Source organism: Spirillospora sp. NBC_01491 (assembly GCF_036227065.1).
Lineage (GTDB): Bacteria > Actinomycetota > Actinomycetes > Streptosporangiales > Streptosporangiaceae > Spirillospora > Spirillospora xylanilytica.
This window is the reverse complement of sequence record NZ_CP109432.1, coordinates 1,131,494-1,147,636: the sequence shown is the minus strand read 5'-3', so window position 1 is coordinate 1,147,636 and position 16,143 is coordinate 1,131,494. Positions and strand designations below refer to the sequence as shown.

General features: G+C 71.6%; 13 protein-coding genes. 6 read left to right on the top strand and 7 right to left on the bottom strand.

All coding sequences use genetic code 11. The features are described 5' to 3' along the window. Window positions 1-99: 99 nt before the first annotated feature. Both OHA34_RS05545 and aceA read right to left on the bottom strand, forming a co-directional pair. The gene (locus OHA34_RS05545; RefSeq protein ID WP_329520894.1) at window positions 100-1,602 is read right to left on the bottom strand and encodes a M1 family metallopeptidase; all 1,503 of its coding nucleotides are present in this window, start codon (window positions 1,600-1,602) and stop codon (window positions 100-102) included. 326 nt (window positions 1,603-1,928) lie between these two features. After that, entirely contained in the window at window positions 1,929-3,212 is a 1,284-nt protein-coding gene (aceA, locus tag OHA34_RS05540; RefSeq protein ID WP_285942875.1) for an isocitrate lyase, read from the bottom strand. A 147-nt stretch (window positions 3,213-3,359) separates the two neighbouring features. On the opposite strand from aceA, the gene OHA34_RS05535 reads away from it, so the two are divergent. From OHA34_RS05535 to OHA34_RS05520, 4 genes are all read left to right on the top strand, one after another. Continuing rightward, the gene (locus tag OHA34_RS05535) at window positions 3,360-4,796 is read left to right on the top strand and encodes an XRE family transcriptional regulator (RefSeq protein ID WP_285942876.1); all 1,437 of its coding nucleotides are present in this window, start codon (window positions 3,360-3,362) and stop codon (window positions 4,794-4,796) included. Window positions 4,797-4,932: 136 nt separating this feature from the next. Further along, a complete protein-coding gene (locus tag OHA34_RS05530; RefSeq protein WP_285942877.1) occupies window positions 4,933-5,907 on the top strand; it encodes a glucosyl-3-phosphoglycerate synthase in 975 nt (324 codons plus the stop codon). 148 nt (window positions 5,908-6,055) lie between these two features. Beyond that, a complete protein-coding gene (locus tag OHA34_RS05525; protein WP_285942878.1) occupies window positions 6,056-7,285 on the top strand; it encodes an acyl-CoA dehydrogenase family protein in 1,230 nt (409 codons plus the stop codon). 317 nt (window positions 7,286-7,602) lie between these two features. Next, complete coding sequence (locus OHA34_RS05520; protein WP_329520893.1) at window positions 7,603-10,950, top strand: DUF4132 domain-containing protein; 3,348 nt, start codon at window positions 7,603-7,605, stop codon at window positions 10,948-10,950. Between the two features lie 132 nt (window positions 10,951-11,082). Here the strand turns inward: OHA34_RS05520 and OHA34_RS05515 are convergent, their stop codons facing one another. From OHA34_RS05515 to OHA34_RS05505, 3 genes are all read right to left on the bottom strand, one after another. Continuing rightward, window positions 11,083-11,523, bottom strand: coding sequence for a DUF4132 domain-containing protein (locus tag OHA34_RS05515; protein WP_329520892.1), 441 nt, complete (start codon window positions 11,521-11,523; stop codon window positions 11,083-11,085). A gap of 86 nt (window positions 11,524-11,609) precedes the next feature. Continuing rightward, window positions 11,610-13,109 (bottom strand): APC family permease, encoded by a 1,500-nt coding sequence (locus OHA34_RS05510; RefSeq protein WP_329520891.1) that lies wholly within the window; start codon window positions 13,107-13,109, stop codon window positions 11,610-11,612. Between the two features lie 94 nt (window positions 13,110-13,203). Continuing rightward, the gene (locus tag OHA34_RS05505; RefSeq protein WP_285942882.1) at window positions 13,204-13,707 is read right to left on the bottom strand and encodes an acyl-CoA thioesterase; all 504 of its coding nucleotides are present in this window, start codon (window positions 13,705-13,707) and stop codon (window positions 13,204-13,206) included. Window positions 13,708-13,940: 233 nt separating this feature from the next. On the opposite strand from OHA34_RS05505, the gene OHA34_RS05500 reads away from it, so the two are divergent. Beyond that, entirely contained in the window at window positions 13,941-14,582 is a 642-nt protein-coding gene (locus OHA34_RS05500; protein ID WP_285942883.1) for a TetR family transcriptional regulator, read from the top strand. Beyond that, window positions 14,579-15,025 carry a phosphomannose isomerase type II C-terminal cupin domain gene (locus tag OHA34_RS05495; protein ID WP_329520890.1) on the top strand — a complete coding sequence of 149 codons (447 nt, stop codon included), beginning with the start codon at window positions 14,579-14,581 and terminating at the stop codon, window positions 15,023-15,025. Before OHA34_RS05500 ends, OHA34_RS05495 begins: the two co-directional genes overlap by 4 nt. 15 nt (window positions 15,026-15,040) lie before the next feature. On the opposite strand, the gene OHA34_RS05490 is transcribed toward OHA34_RS05495, so the two are convergent. After that, window positions 15,041-15,658, bottom strand: coding sequence for a class F sortase (locus OHA34_RS05490; protein WP_329520889.1), 618 nt, complete (start codon window positions 15,656-15,658; stop codon window positions 15,041-15,043). Continuing rightward, complete coding sequence (locus OHA34_RS05485; protein WP_329520888.1) at window positions 15,651-16,136, bottom strand: hypothetical protein; 486 nt, start codon at window positions 16,134-16,136, stop codon at window positions 15,651-15,653. The genes OHA34_RS05490 and OHA34_RS05485 overlap by 8 nt, the downstream gene beginning before the upstream one ends. Between the last annotated feature and the right edge of the window lie 7 nt (window positions 16,137-16,143).

Genomic DNA, 16,143 nt, shown 5'->3' with positions numbered 1-16,143 from the left:
CCGAAGAGTAAGCAAGGCGGTGCGGAACGTCCAGGTAATTTCACACAAAGGCCGGCCCCGGCGGCGTGCCGGGACCGGCCTTCGCGCGTGCGCCGCCCGCTAGGGGAGGGCGGGCTTGGTCGGGCTGTAGAGCCAGTCCTTGAAGAAGCCGCTCAGGTCCTGGCCGGAGACCGTCCCGGCCAGCGCGGTGAACTGCTCGGTCGAGCCGTTGCCGTGCCGGTGCTGCGCGACCCAGGTGCGCAGCAGCGTGAAGAACTTCTCGTCACCGATCTTCTCGCGCAGGAACTGGAGCGCCATTCCGCCGCCGTTGTAGACCCGCTGGTTGAACATCGTGTCGCGCTGCGGGTCGGCGGTCACCACCGACCAGAACGGGCGGCCCGACGGGTCGGGGAACGGCCGGGCCGCGTAGGCCGTGCGAGCCGCGTCGTGGACGCTGGTACCGCCCTGCTTCTCGGCCCACCACCACGCCGCCCAGGTGGCGAAGCCCTCGTTCATCCAGACGTCCTTCCACTGGGCCGGCGACACGCTGTCGCCGAACCACTGGTGCGCCAGTTCGTGCGCGATCGTCGAGGTGTCGCGGACGGCCGAGTAGACCGGCTTGCTCTGCGTCTCCAGCGAGAAGCCGAGCGGCTGGCCGTTGAAGCGGGCGTCGTCGGCGATCGCGCCCGTCGTCTGGAACGGGTACGGGCCGAACGTCTTGGCCCACAGGTCGGTGACCGCCGAGGTGGTGCCGAAGAAGAAGTTCACCGCGTCCGGCTGCGCGGCGAGCAGCTCGGGGTCGACGGCCACGTAGTTGCGCAGCCCGCCGGGCGTGCGCCCGTCCTTGACGTCCCACTTGCCGATGTCGATGGTGGTCAGGTACGACGCCATCGGGCTGTTCTCGCGCCACTTGAACACGCCGGCCTGCGTCGCCGAGCGGCGCTTGCTGAACGCCGCCGCGCGGTTCGTGTGGCCGGTCAGCACGCCGTTGGAGACCGCCTTCAGGCCCTTCGGCACCGTGATGGTGTAGTCGTAGGTGGCCTTGTCGCTCGGATGGTCGTTGACGGGGAACCAGGTGGACGCGCCGTTCGGCTCGCCGCCGACGAACGCCCCGTCCGGGGTGTGCAGGAACCCGTACGGGGAGCCGAACACGATCGGCGAGCCCACGATGGTCTGCGGCACGCCGCCGTAGGTGACGACCGCGGTGAACGTCGCGCCCTTGCGCAGCCCCTTGCGGGGCGTGATGACCAGCTCCTGGCCGCGCCGCTTGAAGTCGGCCTTGTGCCGGTCGACCTTGACCCGCTCCACGTCCATCCCGGACAGGTCCAGATCGAAGCTGGACAGGTTCTGGGTGGCCTTCGCGGTGATCGTCACAACGCCGTCGAGCTGGTCGTAGTCGGGGTCGTAGGCCAGGTCCAGCGAGTAGTGGCGGACGTCGTACCCGCCGTTGCCCTCCAAGGGGAAATAGGGATCGCCGACGCCCGCCGCACCGGGGGTGAAGCGGGCCTGGCCGGCGGCCGAGGCCGCCGGCGCCAGGGCGACCATGGTCACGGCGGCCAGCGCGAGCGGGACCATCCGTCCGGGGGTCCGGGGCAGACGGGACCGGGGGTGTCGCAACGCCATCGGAGGGTCCTCTCCGTTGAGTGATCGACAGCGAGCCCACATTGCCCCGGTCAACGGAGGATGTCGAGAGTTGTGCCGAAACCGGCCGTCTGGGAGGCGTGCGCCGAAGGGCGCGATCCGTGCGGGGACGCCAGAAGGCCCCCTCCGTGTAGGAGCGGAGGGGGCCTTCTGCGGGCGGGCCCAAGGGGCGGGCCCGACCTCCTCAATGAGCCGTTGAGGAGGCGTGGGACTGGCTGCCTATGGTGTGTCTCAAGTCCTCAGCGCTCGCCCAAGCACGGTCAGCGCCCCGAGCCGCCAGGCGAGGAAGCCGGGCCGGGACTGAACACTCAGTGGAACTGCGCCTCCTCGGTGGAGCCGCTCAGGGCGGTGGTGGAGGAGTCGGGCGAGATCGCTGTGCTGACCAGGTCGAAGTAGCCGGTGCCGGCCTCGCGCTGGTGCTTGACGGCGGTGAAGCCGCGCTCCACCGACGCGAACTCCTTCTCCTGGAGCTCGACGTAGGCGGTCATGCCGTCGCGGGCGTAGCCGTGGGCCAGGTCGAACATGCCGTGGTTGAGCGAGTGGAACCCGGCCAGCGTGATGAACTGGAAGGTGAAGCCCATGTGGCCGAGCTCGCGCTGGAACTTGGCGATGGTCGCGTCGTCCAGGTGCTTCTTCCAGTTGAACGAGGGCGAGCAGTTGTAGGCCAGCATCTGGTCGGGGTGCTCGGCCTTGACCGCCTCGGCGAACTTGCGCGCCACCTCCAGGTCGGGGGTGCCGGTCTCCATCCAGATCAGGTCGGAGTAGGGGGCGTAGGCCTTGGCGCGGGCGATGCAGGGCTCGATGCCGTTGCGGGCCCGGTAGAAGCCCTCGGCGGTGCGCTCGCCGGTGATGAACTCGCGGTCGCGCTCGTCCACGTCCGTCGTGATCAGGGTCGCGGCCTCGGCGTCGGTCCGCGCGATGATCAGGGACGGCACGTTGGAGATGTCGGCCGCCAGGCGGGCGGTGTTCAGCGTCTTGATGTGCTGCGAGGTCGGGATGAGGACCTTGCCGCCCAGGTGGCCGCACTTCTTCTCGGAGGCGAGCTGGTCCTCCCAGTGCACCCCCGCGGCACCGGCCGCGATCATGCCCTTCATCAGCTCGAAGGCGTTCAGCACGCCGCCGAAGCCGGCCTCGGCGTCGGCCACGATCGGGGCCATGAAGTGGGTGTCGCCCGAGCCCTCGGACCACTGCACCTGGTCGGCGCGCAGCAGCGCGTTGTTGATCCGCCGCACGACCGCCGGGACCGAGTTGGCCGGGTAGATGCTCTGGTCCGGGTAGGTCTGGCCGGCCAGGTTGGCGTCGGCGGCGACCTGCCAGCCCGACAGGTAGATGGCCTTGAGGCCCGCCTTGACCTGCTGGACGGCCTGGTTGCCGGTCAGCGCGCCGAGCGCGTGCACGTAGTCCTGCTCGTTCAGCAGCTTCCAGAGCCGCTCCGCGCCCAGGCGGGCGAGGGTGAACTCCTCCTGGACCGACCCGCGGATCCTGACGACGTCCTCGGCCGTGTAGGTCCGCTCGATGCCGTTCCAGCGCTGGTCGGTGTTCCACTGACGCCGCAGTTCGTCCGCTGCGCCCTTGAGGCGACTGTCGTTCATGGTTCCGCCCTTCCTGTCGTCCCCTGGGTGCTTGCCTCGACTATCCCCCGACCGCAAGCCCTAGTGAACTCACGAGTAGCAGAAGAACATCGAATATTCCGCTACGATGAAGCCGTGACGACATTGCGGCCAGAAGAACCCCTCAACTTGACGAGTGATGTAGACCTCGTCACCTTCGGACAGCGGCTCCGCCACCTGCGCCGCGGCCGCGGCCTGACGTTGTCGGACCTCGGCGCGCGCGTCGGCCGGGCGCCCTCGCAGCTCTCCCTGCTGGAGAACGGGCGGCGCGAGCCCAAGCTCTCGCTGCTCCAGTCCCTGGCGTCCGCGCTGGAGGTGCCGGTGGAGGAGCTACTGCGCAGGCAGCCGCCCAGCCGCCGCGCGCAGCTGGAGATCGCGCTGGAGGAGGCGCAGCGCGACCCGCTGTACCGCACCCTCGGGATGTCCCACCTCAAGGTCGGCAAGCGGATGCCCAACGAGGTGATCGAGCACCTCCTCGCGCTGTACGGCGAGCTGAAGCGCAGCCGCACCAAGCCCACCGCGAGCCCGGAGGAGGCGCGCAAGGCCAACGCCGAGCTGCGCCGCCAGATGCACGAGCGCGGCAACCACTTCGCCGAGATCGAGAAGATCGCCGCGCAGACCCTCGACTCGGTCGGCTACCGGGGCGGCGCGGTGTCGCAGGGCATGCTGATGACCCTGGTGGGCCACTTCGGCTTCAGCCTGCAATACGTGCAGGACCTGCCCCGCTCGGTGCGGTCGATCGCCGACAACCGCAACCGGCGGATCTACCTGGAGCGCGAGCAGCTCGGCATGCACACGCCGCGCACCATCCTGCTCCAGACCCTCGGGCACATGGCGCTCGACCACGACGTCCCCCGCGATTTCGCCGACTTCCTGCGCCAGCGCGTCGAGGCCAACTACTTCGGCGCCGCGATGCTGATGCCCGAGCGCGCCGTCGTCCCGTACCTGCAAGAGGCCAAGGCCGCGCGGGAGCTGTCGGTGGAGGACCTTGCCGACGTGTTCTCGGTGTCGTACGAGATGGCCGCGCACCGCTTCACCAACATCGCCACCCACCACCTCGGCCTCCAGCTCCACTTCACCAAGAACGACGAGAACGGCACGATCTACAAGGCCTACGCCAACGACGGCCTGCTCTTCCCGCAGGACGAGGCCGGGGCGATCGAGGGCCAGCGGATGTGCCGGCAGTGGGCGGGCCGGCACGTGTTCGGCGCGGAGGACCGCTTCTCGGTCTACCACCAGTACACCGACACGCCCACCGGCACCTACTGGTGCCTGTCGCACATCGACCCGAGCCACGAGCGCGACTTCGCCATCACGCTCGGCGTCCGGTTCGAGGACTCCCGCTGGTTCCGCGGGCGCGAGACGACCCGCCGGGTCAAGTCGGCCTGCCCCGACGGCGACTGCTGCCAGCGTCCGCCCAAGGAGCTGGCCGAACGCTGGGAGGGCATGGCGTGGCCGTCGGCGCGGGCGCACTCGCACGTGCTGTCGGTGCTGCCGCCCGGGGCGTTCCCCGGCGTCGACGAGGCCGACGTGTACGCCTTCCTTGACAGGCACGCCGCCGGATGACCGGCGTGTTGTGCCGGTGTTAACTCTGCGGGTCGGCGCTTCCCATTTCGTACCGCCGGTGAATGATCTGAGGCCCGGTGGCGTTTGCTGTTGGTAGACGCCCTGGTCCGGGACGGTCGTAGAAGAGGGAGAGCGCGTGCTGCCTGAGGTCGCTTCGTGGTTGCGCCGCCGCACGAGCGCGGCGGCGGACTGGCCGCTGGACGCACTGCTGGCCGCCAAGGGGGACGCCCGGATCAGCGTCGTGCTCCCCGCGCGCGACGAGGAGGAGACGGTCGGCGCCATCGTCGGCGCCATCCGCGCCGAGCTGGTCGAACGGGCCCCGCTGGTGGACGAGGTGGTGGTGGTCGACTCGCGCTCGACCGATGGCACCGCCGCCGCGGCCTCGGCCGCCGGGGCCGAGGTGGTCTCCCAGGACGCGGTGCTGCCCGGGCACGGCCGGATGTCGGGCAAGGGCGAGGCGCTGTGGAAGTCGCTGGCCGCCACGTCCGGCGACCTGATCGTCTTCGTCGACGCCGACCTGCGCGGGTTCTCCCCGTCCTACGTGACCGGGCTGCTCGGCCCGCTGCTGGACGACCCCGCGGTGGGCTACGTCAAGGGCTGCTACGACCGGCCGCTGGTCGCCGGGGAGCGCCCGGTGGAGGGCGGCGGCGGCCGGGTCACCGAGCTGGTCGCCCGCCCGATGATCAACCTGCACTGGCCGCGGCTGGCCGGGGTCATGCAGCCCCTCGGCGGCGAGTACGCCGGGCGCCGCGACCTGCTGGAGCGGCTGCCCTTCGTCACCGGTTACGGCGTGGAGATCGCCCTGCTGCTGGACGTGTTCGAGGACGGCGGCCTCGACGCGATCGCCCAGGTCGACCTCGGTCGGCGGCTGCACTCGCACCAGTCCACCGAGGCGCTCGGCGTGATGTCCAGCCAGATCCTGCTGACCGCCTGGTCGCGCCTGGAGCGGCACGGCCGGATGCTGCCGCTCGAGGAGCCGGCCACCGACCTCGCCCAGTTCCGTCGCGGTGCCGACGGCTACGACGTGCGGGTCAGCGACGCCCGGGTGGGGGAGCGCCCGCCGATGATCGAGATCCCCGAGTACGCCGCCCGCCGCACGCTGCGCGCCTAGGGTCGTCACCTCCCGCCTCCCGCTGTTCACGGCCCCCGGCCCGCCCGGGCCCGCATCCGCGGGTGACTCCGGCCACCGGTCCGCCCGGTGTGGCGCCGGATGGTGCTACCGTTGGTAACACTTGATATTGGAGAAAGGGTCAATAATCATGACGAGCGCCGACACGACCCCCTTCTCGCTGGAGCTCAGCGAGGACGTCCGCGAGGTCCGGGACTGGGTCCACCAGTTCGCCAAAGACGTCATCCGTCCCGCCGCCGCGGAGTGGGACGAGCGCGAGGAGACGCCCTGGCCGCTGATCCAGGAGGCGTCGAAGGTCGGCATCTACTCGCTCGACTTCTTCGCCACGCAGTGGATGGAGCCGACCGGCCTCGGCATCCCGGTGGCCTTCGAGGAGCTGTTCTGGGGTGACGCCGGCATCGGCCTGTCCATCGTCGGCACCGGCCTGGCCGCCGCCTCGGTCGCCGCGGTCGGCACCCCCGACCAGATCGCCGAGTGGGTGCCGCAGATGTTCGGCACCGCGGGCGACATCAAGCTCGGCGCGTTCTGCGCCTCCGAGCCCGACGCGGGCAGCGACGTCGGCTCCATCCGGGCCCGCGCCGCCTTCGACGAGGCCAAGGACGAGTGGGTGCTGAACGGCACCAAGACCTGGGCCACCAACGGCGGTATCGCCGACGTGCACGTCGTGGTCGCCTCCGTCCACCCCGACCTCGGCAGCCGCGGGCAGGCCAGCTTCATCGTCCCGCCGAACACCCCCGGGCTGAAGCAGGGGCAGAAGTTCAAGAAGCACGGCATTCGCGCCTCGCACACCGCCGAGGTGGTCCTGGACGACGTCCGGATCCCGGCCGGCCTGATCGTGGGCGGCAAGGACAGGTTCGACGAGCGGATCGCCCGGGTACGCGAGGGCAAGCGCGCCAAGGGCCAGGCCGCGATGAAGACCTTCGAGACCACCCGGCCGAGCGTCGGCGCGATGGCCCTCGGCGTCGCCCGCGCCGGCTACGACTACGCGCTGGAGTACGCCCGCGAGCGCGAGCAGTTCGGCAAGAAGATCGGCGACTTCCAGGCCGTCGCGTTCAAGCTGGCCGACATGAAGTGCCAGGTCGACGCCGCGCGGCTGATGGTGTGGCGGGCCGCCTGGATGGCCCGCAACGGCAAGGACTTCCAGAGCGCCGAGGGGTCGATGGCCAAGCTCATGGCCAGCGAGGCGGCGGTGCGGGTCACCGAGGAGGCCATCCAGATCCTCGGCGGCAACGGCTACACCCGCGAGTACCCGGTGGAGCGGATGCACCGCGACTCCAAGATCTTCACCATCTTCGAGGGCACCAGTGAGATCCAGCGCCTGGTCATCGGCCGTACCATCACCGGCCTCCCCGTCCGATAGGCCCTGACCTGCGAATCTGTCCGAGGTTGGTGCGCCGTTCATCTTCCGGCGAAGTCTCGCGAGGGGGCTCGGGAGACAGGCTTTCCTGAGATTGGGAGACGTTCGGGAGACGATTAGGGGGAACCTTTTCGTTCAGCCCGTCGGGCGGTCAGCAACTCGTTGAGCAACGGTACTGACGAGGTGGGACCAAGCGCGTCCCTCCGGTCCACGGTTCACCTCACCTTCCCCATCTCACGCCGGCGAGCGCCGGGCGGTCATCGCCCGGCTTCGGACCGGTTTCCGGCGGTCTATCGGTGATCTCCTCTACGGTCTTCACTGTGGTCAAGATCTCGGAGATCGATGAGAGCACATTCGTGATGCCGGACGCCTGGCGCGGCGCGCGCCACCCTCGGCGCGACCGTCCGGACGTTCCGCAGCCGGCCGCGCCGGACGAGGCAGCCGCCGAACAGGCGCGGTCCCTCGTGGACGATGCCCGGGACCGCATCGAGGAGGTCCTCGCGCTCCCTGGCACCGTGCCCGAGCTCGCCGACGCCGCCCGCGCTCATCTGCGGGGCGCCCCGACCCCGCTCGGTGCCGCGACGGTCGCCTTCGTCGCCTCCTTCCCGGCGCGCCCCATGGACCACAGGGGTGTCCCGTTCGTGTTCCCGGACGCCTGGGTCACCGACCACGGCATCGCGTTCGCCGCCGCCGCGTTCGCGGACTTCGCCGGCATCTGGGCCGACGGCCAGACCGTCAGGGACCTGGCGCCGGGTGAGTCGTTTCGCGAGGTGTTCCAATGGTCGGGCGTGCGGCATCGGGACGCGAGGGAGCATCGGTCCGGCTGGTGGCTGACCCGCGAGGCCGTGAAGTGGCTGCGCACCCTCCTCGCCGCCGCGCCCGACGATGTCCACTCCGCGGCCGTCGAGCTCCTTGAGCTGCGGCGCGGGCACCAGTTGCAGCGGCTCATCACCGCCTACCTGGCGCCGACCAGGGACGACTGGGCCGACGAGCTGTGCGCGAACACCGAGCCGTCGGCGACCGAGCCGTTCCAGCGGTGGATGGCGTTCTGCGCGCTCGGCCGGCCGCACCAGCCCGCCGAGCTCGGACTGCGGCTCAGCGCCGCGCAGGGCATCGACGTCATCGCCTCGCTGATCGACGGACTCGGCCCCGGGGCCACCGTGCCGCTCCTCGCCGATGCCGTGGACCGGGCGTCCGTCGGCTACGACGCCCCGGCCCCGCAGGACATCCTCCTCACCTTCCCCCTCGACGAGGCGTTCCAGGCCCTCAACGAGCGGGGCGGCGACCTGGACACCGGACCCGCTCTCGTGGCCGCCGCCCGCCGTTACCCCGGCCGTGCGATGCGGCTGCTGCCGTTGTCGAAGGCCCCGCGGGCCGCCGTCCTCCTTCCCGCGCACGTCCGCGCCCACCCGGCGCTCGCCGAGAAGGTGCTTCCCACCCTTCCCGCCGAGGCCCGAGAGGGAGTCCGGGAGATCCTGGACGACATGACCCGCTTTCCGCGGGCCGCCGACCTGCCGCCCCTGCTCATCGAGCCGCCGTGGACCCGCGCCAAGCCCGAGCCCGTCGTGATCAAGGGTCTGCCCATGCCCGGCCTCCGTGCGGCCGTCTGGGAGCGGGGCGAGCGGGAGACGTGGGCGGCGGAAGCCGACAACAAACCCGACCACCTCATCGAGGAGTGGGCTGGGGAGTTCGACAACATCTCGTCCTTCCATCAGGCCGCCGTCCTGATGAACGGGCCAGATGAGCTCGTCCGCCCGCTGCTCGCGGGCTGGAAGCCCGGCGCCGTCTGGCGGGTGGACAAGTTCATCCTGGCCATCGTCGCCCGCTTCGAGGCCGACGCCGCCGAATGCGCGCTGTTCATCGCCCGCCGCGACAGGGCCTCGGCGGGAGCGGCCCTGATGCCGCTGCTCACCGACGAGATCGTGCGGACGATGGCGGACTGGCTCGTCCACCGGAAGAAGCTGGACGAGACCGCCCGCGCCTGGTTCGCCAGGCACGGCCTCGCCGCCGCCCCTGCGCTCATACCGGACGCGCTCGGCAAGGCCGGCAAGGCTCGCCGCGCGGCCGAGGGGGCCCTGCGCCTGCTCGCCGAGCGGCACGGCAGAGCCCCGATCGCCGAGGCCGCCCGCGTCCACGGCGAAGAGTCCGCCGACGCGATCGAGGCCATGCTCCCCGACGGCCTGCTGGACAGCGTGCCCTCGATGGTCCCGGCCGTCGACTGGGTCAAACCGCACATGCTTCCGCAGATCCTCCTGGGCGACCGCGCGGAGATCCTCCCGAACGACGCCGTCGGACACGTCCTCACCATGCTGGCGATGTCGAAGTCGCGGGACGTGTACGCGGGGGTGCGGGTCGTCCGGGAACTATGCGACCCGGCGTCGCTCGCCGAGTTCGGGTGGGCGCTGTTCCGCTGGTGGGAGATCTGCGGCGCGGATCCGACGGAGAAGTGGGCGTTCACCCAGCTGGCGTTGACCGGCGACGACGAGACCGTCCGCCGTCTGACCCCGCTGATCCGGGCGTGGCCGGGCGACGGCGGCCACGCCAAGGCGGTGGCGGGGCTGGACGTCCTCGCCGCGATCGGCACCGACAGCGCCCTGATCCACCTGTACTCGATCTCCCAGCGGGTGAAGTTCAAGGGCCTCAAGGCCCGCGCCCAGGAGAAGATCGAGGAGGTCGCGGCCGGGCTCGAACTCACCGCCGAGCAGCTCGCCGACCGCCTCGTTCCCGACCTCGGCCTGAACGCGTCCGGCACGATGGTCCTGGACTACGGCCCGCGCCGCTTCGTGATCGGGTTCGACGAGTCGCTCCGGCCGACCGTCGCCGACGAGGACGGCAGCCCCCGCAAGGCGCTCCCGAAGCCGGGAAAGAGCGACGACCCGGAGCTGGCCCCCGCCGCCTACAAGCGGTTCTCGGATCTCAAGAAGGACGTCCGCACGGCCGCCGCCGACCAGCTCACCCGCTTCAGGACCGCCATGGTCACCGGCCGCCGCTGGCAAGGCGGCGAGTTCCGCGGGTTCCTCGTCGCGCACCCGCTGGTCGGACACCTCGTCCGCCGCCTGGTCTGGGTCGCCGAGACCCGCGAGGGGGCCACCGATGCCTACCGCGTGGAGGCCTTCCGCGTGGCCGAGGACGGCACTTACGCGAACGCCGACGACGACACCGTCCCTCTCCCCGAGACGGAACGGATCGGCGTCGCCCACCCCGTCGACCTCGGCGACGCCCTCCCCGCCTGGGCGGGACTGTTCGCCGACTACGAGATCCTGCAGCCGTTCCCGCAGCTGGAGCACCCGGTCCACACCCTCACCGAGGACGAGCGCGACGCGGGACGCCTGACCCGGTTCGAGAGCCTCGAAGTCCCGGCCGGCGCCCTCCTCGGCCTTGTCCGGCGCGGCTGGGAGCGCGGGGGGCCGATGGACGCGGGCATCGAGCACTGGATCTCCCGCCGCGTCGCCGACGACCGGCACCTGGTCATCACCCTCGATCCCGGCATGAACACGGGCATGCCCGTCGAGAGCGGCGACCAGACCCTCGTCGACGTCCGCCTCGCTGAGCACCCCTACTTCCACCGCAGGGACGAGCCCACGTCCCTGCGGTTCGGCGACCTCGCCCCGATCGTCGCCTCCGAACTCCTCGACGACCTGATCCACCTGGCCGCCTCGGCCGAGTGAAGCACTTATGGCCCGAATCGGCGGACTGACGACAGCGCCGTGCCCCGGGGAAGCCGCGGGCTCGTCAGCCGTCTTCGGTCGTCTTCGGTCAGCCCCTGTCGGCGGGGCTGTGCGGGGCCGCGAGGGGCGGGGTCAGTCGAACGCGTGGAAGGCGCGGCGGGCCACCGGCCAGCGGCGGCCCGTGACCATGGCGGACTCGAAGCGGGCGAGCTGGTCGGCCGCGACCGTCCGGACGTCCTTCCTGAGGCCCGCGAACTGCTTGTGGGCGGCGCGGGCGAGCTCGGGAGCGTCCTTGGCCCCCGGTTTGGGCAGGGACTTGCGGCCCGGGCCGCCCTCGTCGGCGACCGTCGGCCTGAGCATCTCGTCGAACCTTATGACGAACCGGCGCGGACCGTAATCGAGCGTGAGCGTCCCGGACGCGGACGGCGTCCACGAGCGCGGGCGTTCGACGGCGGCCTCGTCCGGCGCGGTCGCGGGCGGGACGTCCGGGCGGTCGCGGCGCGGGTGGCGGGCCCGCCACCAGGCGTCCGGCATGACGAACGCGTCCTCGTCGGCCCCCATGTCATCGATCATGAAGATGACCGTGGGGGAGATCACCGACAGGCCCGCCTGGAATCGGTCGACCCGGGCCTCGGGGCCTGCCGGTCATCAGGGGCGGCTCATTCGAGCACGGGTGTCGGGGCCGTCTGCGGGCTCTGGTCATGGCGGCGGGCCCACAGGTAGCCGGCTGCGGCGATAACGGTGATCGCTGCCAGGGTTCCCAGTGTGAAGATCTCGAAGGTTGGGCGGTCGACGCTCCAGGTCTCCTCGAAGTCGTAGGGGACGCCGAGGGCGCGCTCGATGGTTCCGGGGAACACGGCGGCCCACGAGCCGAGCAGGACCCACAGGTAGATCAGCACGGTGCAGGCCCAGAGGCCGGCGCGGCCACCCGGGACGCGGTAAGGGCGCTCGATGCCGGCGTGGCGTGCGCGGAGCCGGATGGCGGTGGGAAAGATCAGCAGATAGCTGAGCAGCAGGGTGGTGACGGCGATGGACAGCACGACCTGGAAGACCGCCGCCGAGTCACCTTCGACCAGAGCGGTCGCCGCGACGGTGAACACGGTCGCCACGACCCCGGACAGCAGGTTCACGCGCAGGGGTGTGCCCAGGCGGGGGTGGAAGACGCCGAACCACCGGGGGAAGGCGCCGTCGGCCCCGGCGACCGCCTGGACGCGGTCGGAGGCGATCATCCAGGCGCTGCCCTGTGTCAGCACCACGAGGATGAACACCCCGGCCGCGATCCGCAGCAGGGTCGGGGCCGCCGGGCCGTAGACGCTGAACACAGTCGTGACGGCGTCGAGGAAGCCGCCGGCTCCGGAGATCTCGCCGGCCGGGACCACGGCGAGGATCGCGAAGATCGGAACCAGGTAGCAGGCCACGGCGACCGAGCCGGAGGAGGCGATGGCGGCCGGCACATCACGCTCGGGGTTGCGCATCTCCTCCGCGGCGCCGCTCGGCGCTTCGAAGCCCACGAGCGCGAACAGCAGGACCGGGACGACGCCCAGGAACCCGGCCGTGGTGGGAGTGAAGTCACCGGCGGCGTAACCGTGGACCCCGCTCTTGACCGCGTAGACCGCGACGGTGACGACGAAGACCAGGACGAGCGCGATCTTGACGACGGCGCCGACGTTGACGACCCACTTGCCGTACTGGAGCCCGACGACGGCGGCCGCGATGGCGAGCCAGATGAACACGATCTTGAAGATGTAGTCGCCGGCGCTCCCCTCGGCGAGCGGGTGGAGGTAGGTGCTCCAGGTGGTCGCCGAGATGAACGCCAGTGAGCCGCCGAGCCAGATCGGGTTGGTGATCCAGTAGAAGAGGGTGGACACCGCGGCGGGGAACCTCCCGAACGCCAGGCGCACCCACACGTAGGGGCCGCCCTCGTCGCGGAAGGTGCTGCCGAGTTCGGCCATCACCAGCGCGTAGGGGAAGAGGAACCCGATCGCGATCACGACGGACCAGGTGAACGCCTGCGCACCGCCGGCACCGGCGATCTGCGCGATGGTGTCGATACCGATCACCGCGCTGATGGTCAGGAACACCAGATCGAAGCGGCCCAGACTCTTGCGCAGAACGCCGCCGGGCTCGGTTCCCGTGCCTGCTGCCGGCTGTGGTGCCAAGGCTGCTCTCCTTCGATTCGGGGGGCGGGCCCGGCGGGCCCCGGCGGACCGAAGTGACGGTCCGCCGGGCCCCGGGCCCGGGGAGGGCCGGCGCTCAGCCGTAGCCGAGGCCCCAGGAGTCGCGGGACGGCCGCGCCATCGGGACGGTACTCGGATCGCGCGGGACCGGCGGCAGCCCGGGACGGAGGAAGTCGCCGTCCTGCGCGCCCGACTCCAGCAGCAGCTTGCGCTCGTGGTCGTTCCACGGGCGGGCGTCGCCGTTGCCGGGATCGACGTTCACCACGGTCAGGACGCCCCGCACCGCCTCGGTGCTGCCCGCGGCGACCTCGAAGCGGTAGCGCATGGACGTCCGGCCGACGGCCTCGACGAGGAGGCGGGTCTCGACCACCTCGTGCCGCCACAGCCGCCGGTGGTAGCCGGCCGTGTACTGCACCCGCGGCATCACCGGCAGGTGGTCGAGGCCGACCCGGTGCAGCAGCGTCTGCTCGGCCGACTCGACCCAGCGGATGACCGTCGAGTGGTGATAGTGGCCGGTGACGTCGGTGTCGCACAGCTCGATCCGTTGCAGGACGCGGACGCTCGCCGGTTCCCCGGACATGGGACTCACCTCGTGTTTTCGGCAGGGGATGGGGTGAACGAGTTGAATTCTGAACTGTTCGTATCCGGAGAGCAAGGAATCGGTAACTCTGTGTGGCGCGTGTCGCGCCCCGGTCGCAGGTGTTGTCACCGGGTAACACCCCGGATAGCGTTCGGCTATGCGAGCCACCCTCGACCGGCCACGGCCCCCCGACTCCGCGCACCCGGCCCCGCCCCGCGTACGGTGAGCGGATCATGAACGGCGGGACGAGCACGCAGACGGCGGCGCCGCGGCGCGACCCCGGTCGGCGCCGTGCGCTGCTGGAGGCCGCCGACCGGGTGATCCAGCGGGAGGGCCCGGAGGCGTCGATGGCCGCCATCGCCGCCGAGGCGGGGATCAGCAAGCCGATCCTCTACCGCCACTTCGGCGACAAGAGCGGCCTGTACCAGGCGCTGGCCGAGCGGCACACGCGCAAGCTGATCGAGGGGATCCGGGCCGAGTTCTCCCGGGCCGGCTCGATCCGCGCGCGCACCCGCTCGACGATCGACACCTACCTGGCCACGATCTCGGCGAACCTGCACCTCTACCGGTTCCTCATGCACCGCGCGAGCGCCGAGGACGCGGCCACGCACGGCGCGATGAGCACCATGATCGGCGGGGTGAGCCGGGAGCTGGCCGAGGTGATGGCCGCCGAGGCCGGCGCGGCCGACCGGACCCGCGCCTACGTGTGGGGCCACGCCATCGTCGGCATGGTGCAGACCGCCGGGGACTGGTGGCTGGACCACGCCGACGAGGTGCCCCGCGCGGAAGTGGTCGACGCCCTGGCCGACCTGGTCCTCGGCGGGCTGCCCGCCGCGGCCGCTCCCGACCGCGTCCATGAGCTGTTCCGAGAATGACGAGACCCGAGGTGAACGTGCAGACCGACCTGCGGCCCGAACCCGCCGGCGACCGGCGGGCAGCCGGCGCCCCGCAGCCCGCCGGCGACCGGCGGCCCGAGCCCGCCGTCGAGACCGAGCGACGGCCGTGGGGGAGCTTCGAGCGCTTCACGCTGAACGAGCCGTCCACGGTGAAGCTGATCCACGTCCGGCCGGGCCAGCGGCTCAGTCTCCAGCGGCACCGCGACCGCGACGAGCTGTGGGTGGCGCTCGACCCCGGCGCGGTGTTCGAGGTGGCCGGCCGGCGCATCCTGCCGGAGGTGGGCGAGCGGGTGCTGATCCGCGCCGGCGACACGCACCGGCTCAGCTCCGACGGCCCGCCGGTGCGGGTGATGGAGATCGCGTTCGGGCACTTCGACGAGGACGACATCGAGCGGCTGGAGGACTCCTACGGCCGGGCCTGACGCCGGGCGAGGGGCTCAGCGCCCACCGATCAGGTGCGCGTAGACGATCACGTTGTCGCGGTAGGAGCGCTCGTCCCGGTCGTAGGCGCCGCCGCAGGTCACCAGCCGGAGTCCGGCGTAGCGCACCTCGCCGTACACCCGGCCGCGCGGGAACTCCCGCTTGCGGACCCGCTCGGTCGCGTCCACCCGGAACACCGCCGTGCGCCGGTCCCGGCGGGTGACCCGCACCGTGGCGCCCGGCTTCAGCTCGCGCAGCCGGTAGAAGACCGCCGGGCCCTCCCGGTCGTCGTAGTGCCCGAGCAGCACCGACGAGCCCCGCGCGCCGGGCGCCGGGCCGCGCTCGTACCAGCCGGCGAGCCCGGCCCTGGCGAACGGCGGCACCTGCACGGTGCCGTCGTCGTTCTGGCCGAGGTTCATCGTCGCGGCGTCCAGGCCGATGTCGGGGATCCGGATCCGCATCGGCGGCGAGGGCGGCAGCGCGTCGCCGTCCGGGACGGTCCACAGTGCGCTCGGGCCGCCGAGGTCGCGGTACCGGGGGCCGGGGTCGGGGCTCCGCATCCCCTGGCCCATCGCCAGTGCGCCGAGCACGGCCAGCCCGGCCGCCAGCAGGTATTCGCGGTTAGACTCACCCACGGGCCCGGGAGCGGATCAGCGCCGTCCCGCCGACGCAGGCGGCGCCCGCGGCGAGCGCCAGGCCCATCGGGGTCCACGGCAGGTCCGGCCCCTGCGTCCCGCCGCCGCCCGTCATCGCCCCGCCGTGCGGGACGGCCCCGTGCCGGGTGCCGCGCACGGTGAACCTCCCGTCCTGCGCGTAGTCGGACGTGATGCACTTGGCCGTCACCGTGTACCGGCCGGGCTCGGACCGCACCACGCTCGCCTGGACGCTGAACCAGCCGTCGTTGACCACGCCCTTGCCCTGCGCGCCTCCGGAGATGCTGACGTAGCGGTCCTCGGCCTGGCAGCCCCCCGACACGGTGACGCTGCCGTTGGGCGGCACCCGCGAGGGTGAGACGTCGAGATCGTCGGCGAGCGCCGGCGGGCCCGCCAGCAGGACGCCCGCCAGGACGGTGCCGGACGCGAGTCCCGCGCGGACGATGGTCTTCGTGCGCACCGATTCC

What these genes read in the sequence shown, in the direction of transcription:
- OHA34_RS05545 (WP_329520894.1), bottom strand. Translation starts at nt 1,602, where the DNA reads ATGGCGTTGCGACACCCCCGGTCCCGTCTGCCCCGGACCCCCGGACGG.
- aceA (WP_285942875.1), bottom strand. Translation starts at nt 3,212, where the DNA reads ATGAACGACAGTCGCCTCAAGGGCGCAGCGGACGAACTGCGGCGTCAG.
- OHA34_RS05525 (WP_285942878.1), top strand. Translation starts at nt 6,056, where the DNA reads ATGACGAGCGCCGACACGACCCCCTTCTCGCTGGAGCTCAGCGAGGAC.
- OHA34_RS05515 (WP_329520892.1), bottom strand. Translation starts at nt 11,523, where the DNA reads ATGATCGATGACATGGGGGCCGACGAGGACGCGTTCGTCATGCCGGAC.
- OHA34_RS05505 (WP_285942882.1), bottom strand. Translation starts at nt 13,707, where the DNA reads ATGTCCGGGGAACCGGCGAGCGTCCGCGTCCTGCAACGGATCGAGCTG.
- OHA34_RS05500 (WP_285942883.1), top strand. Translation starts at nt 13,941, where the DNA reads ATGAACGGCGGGACGAGCACGCAGACGGCGGCGCCGCGGCGCGACCCC.
- OHA34_RS05495 (WP_329520890.1), top strand. Translation starts at nt 14,579, where the DNA reads ATGACGAGACCCGAGGTGAACGTGCAGACCGACCTGCGGCCCGAACCC.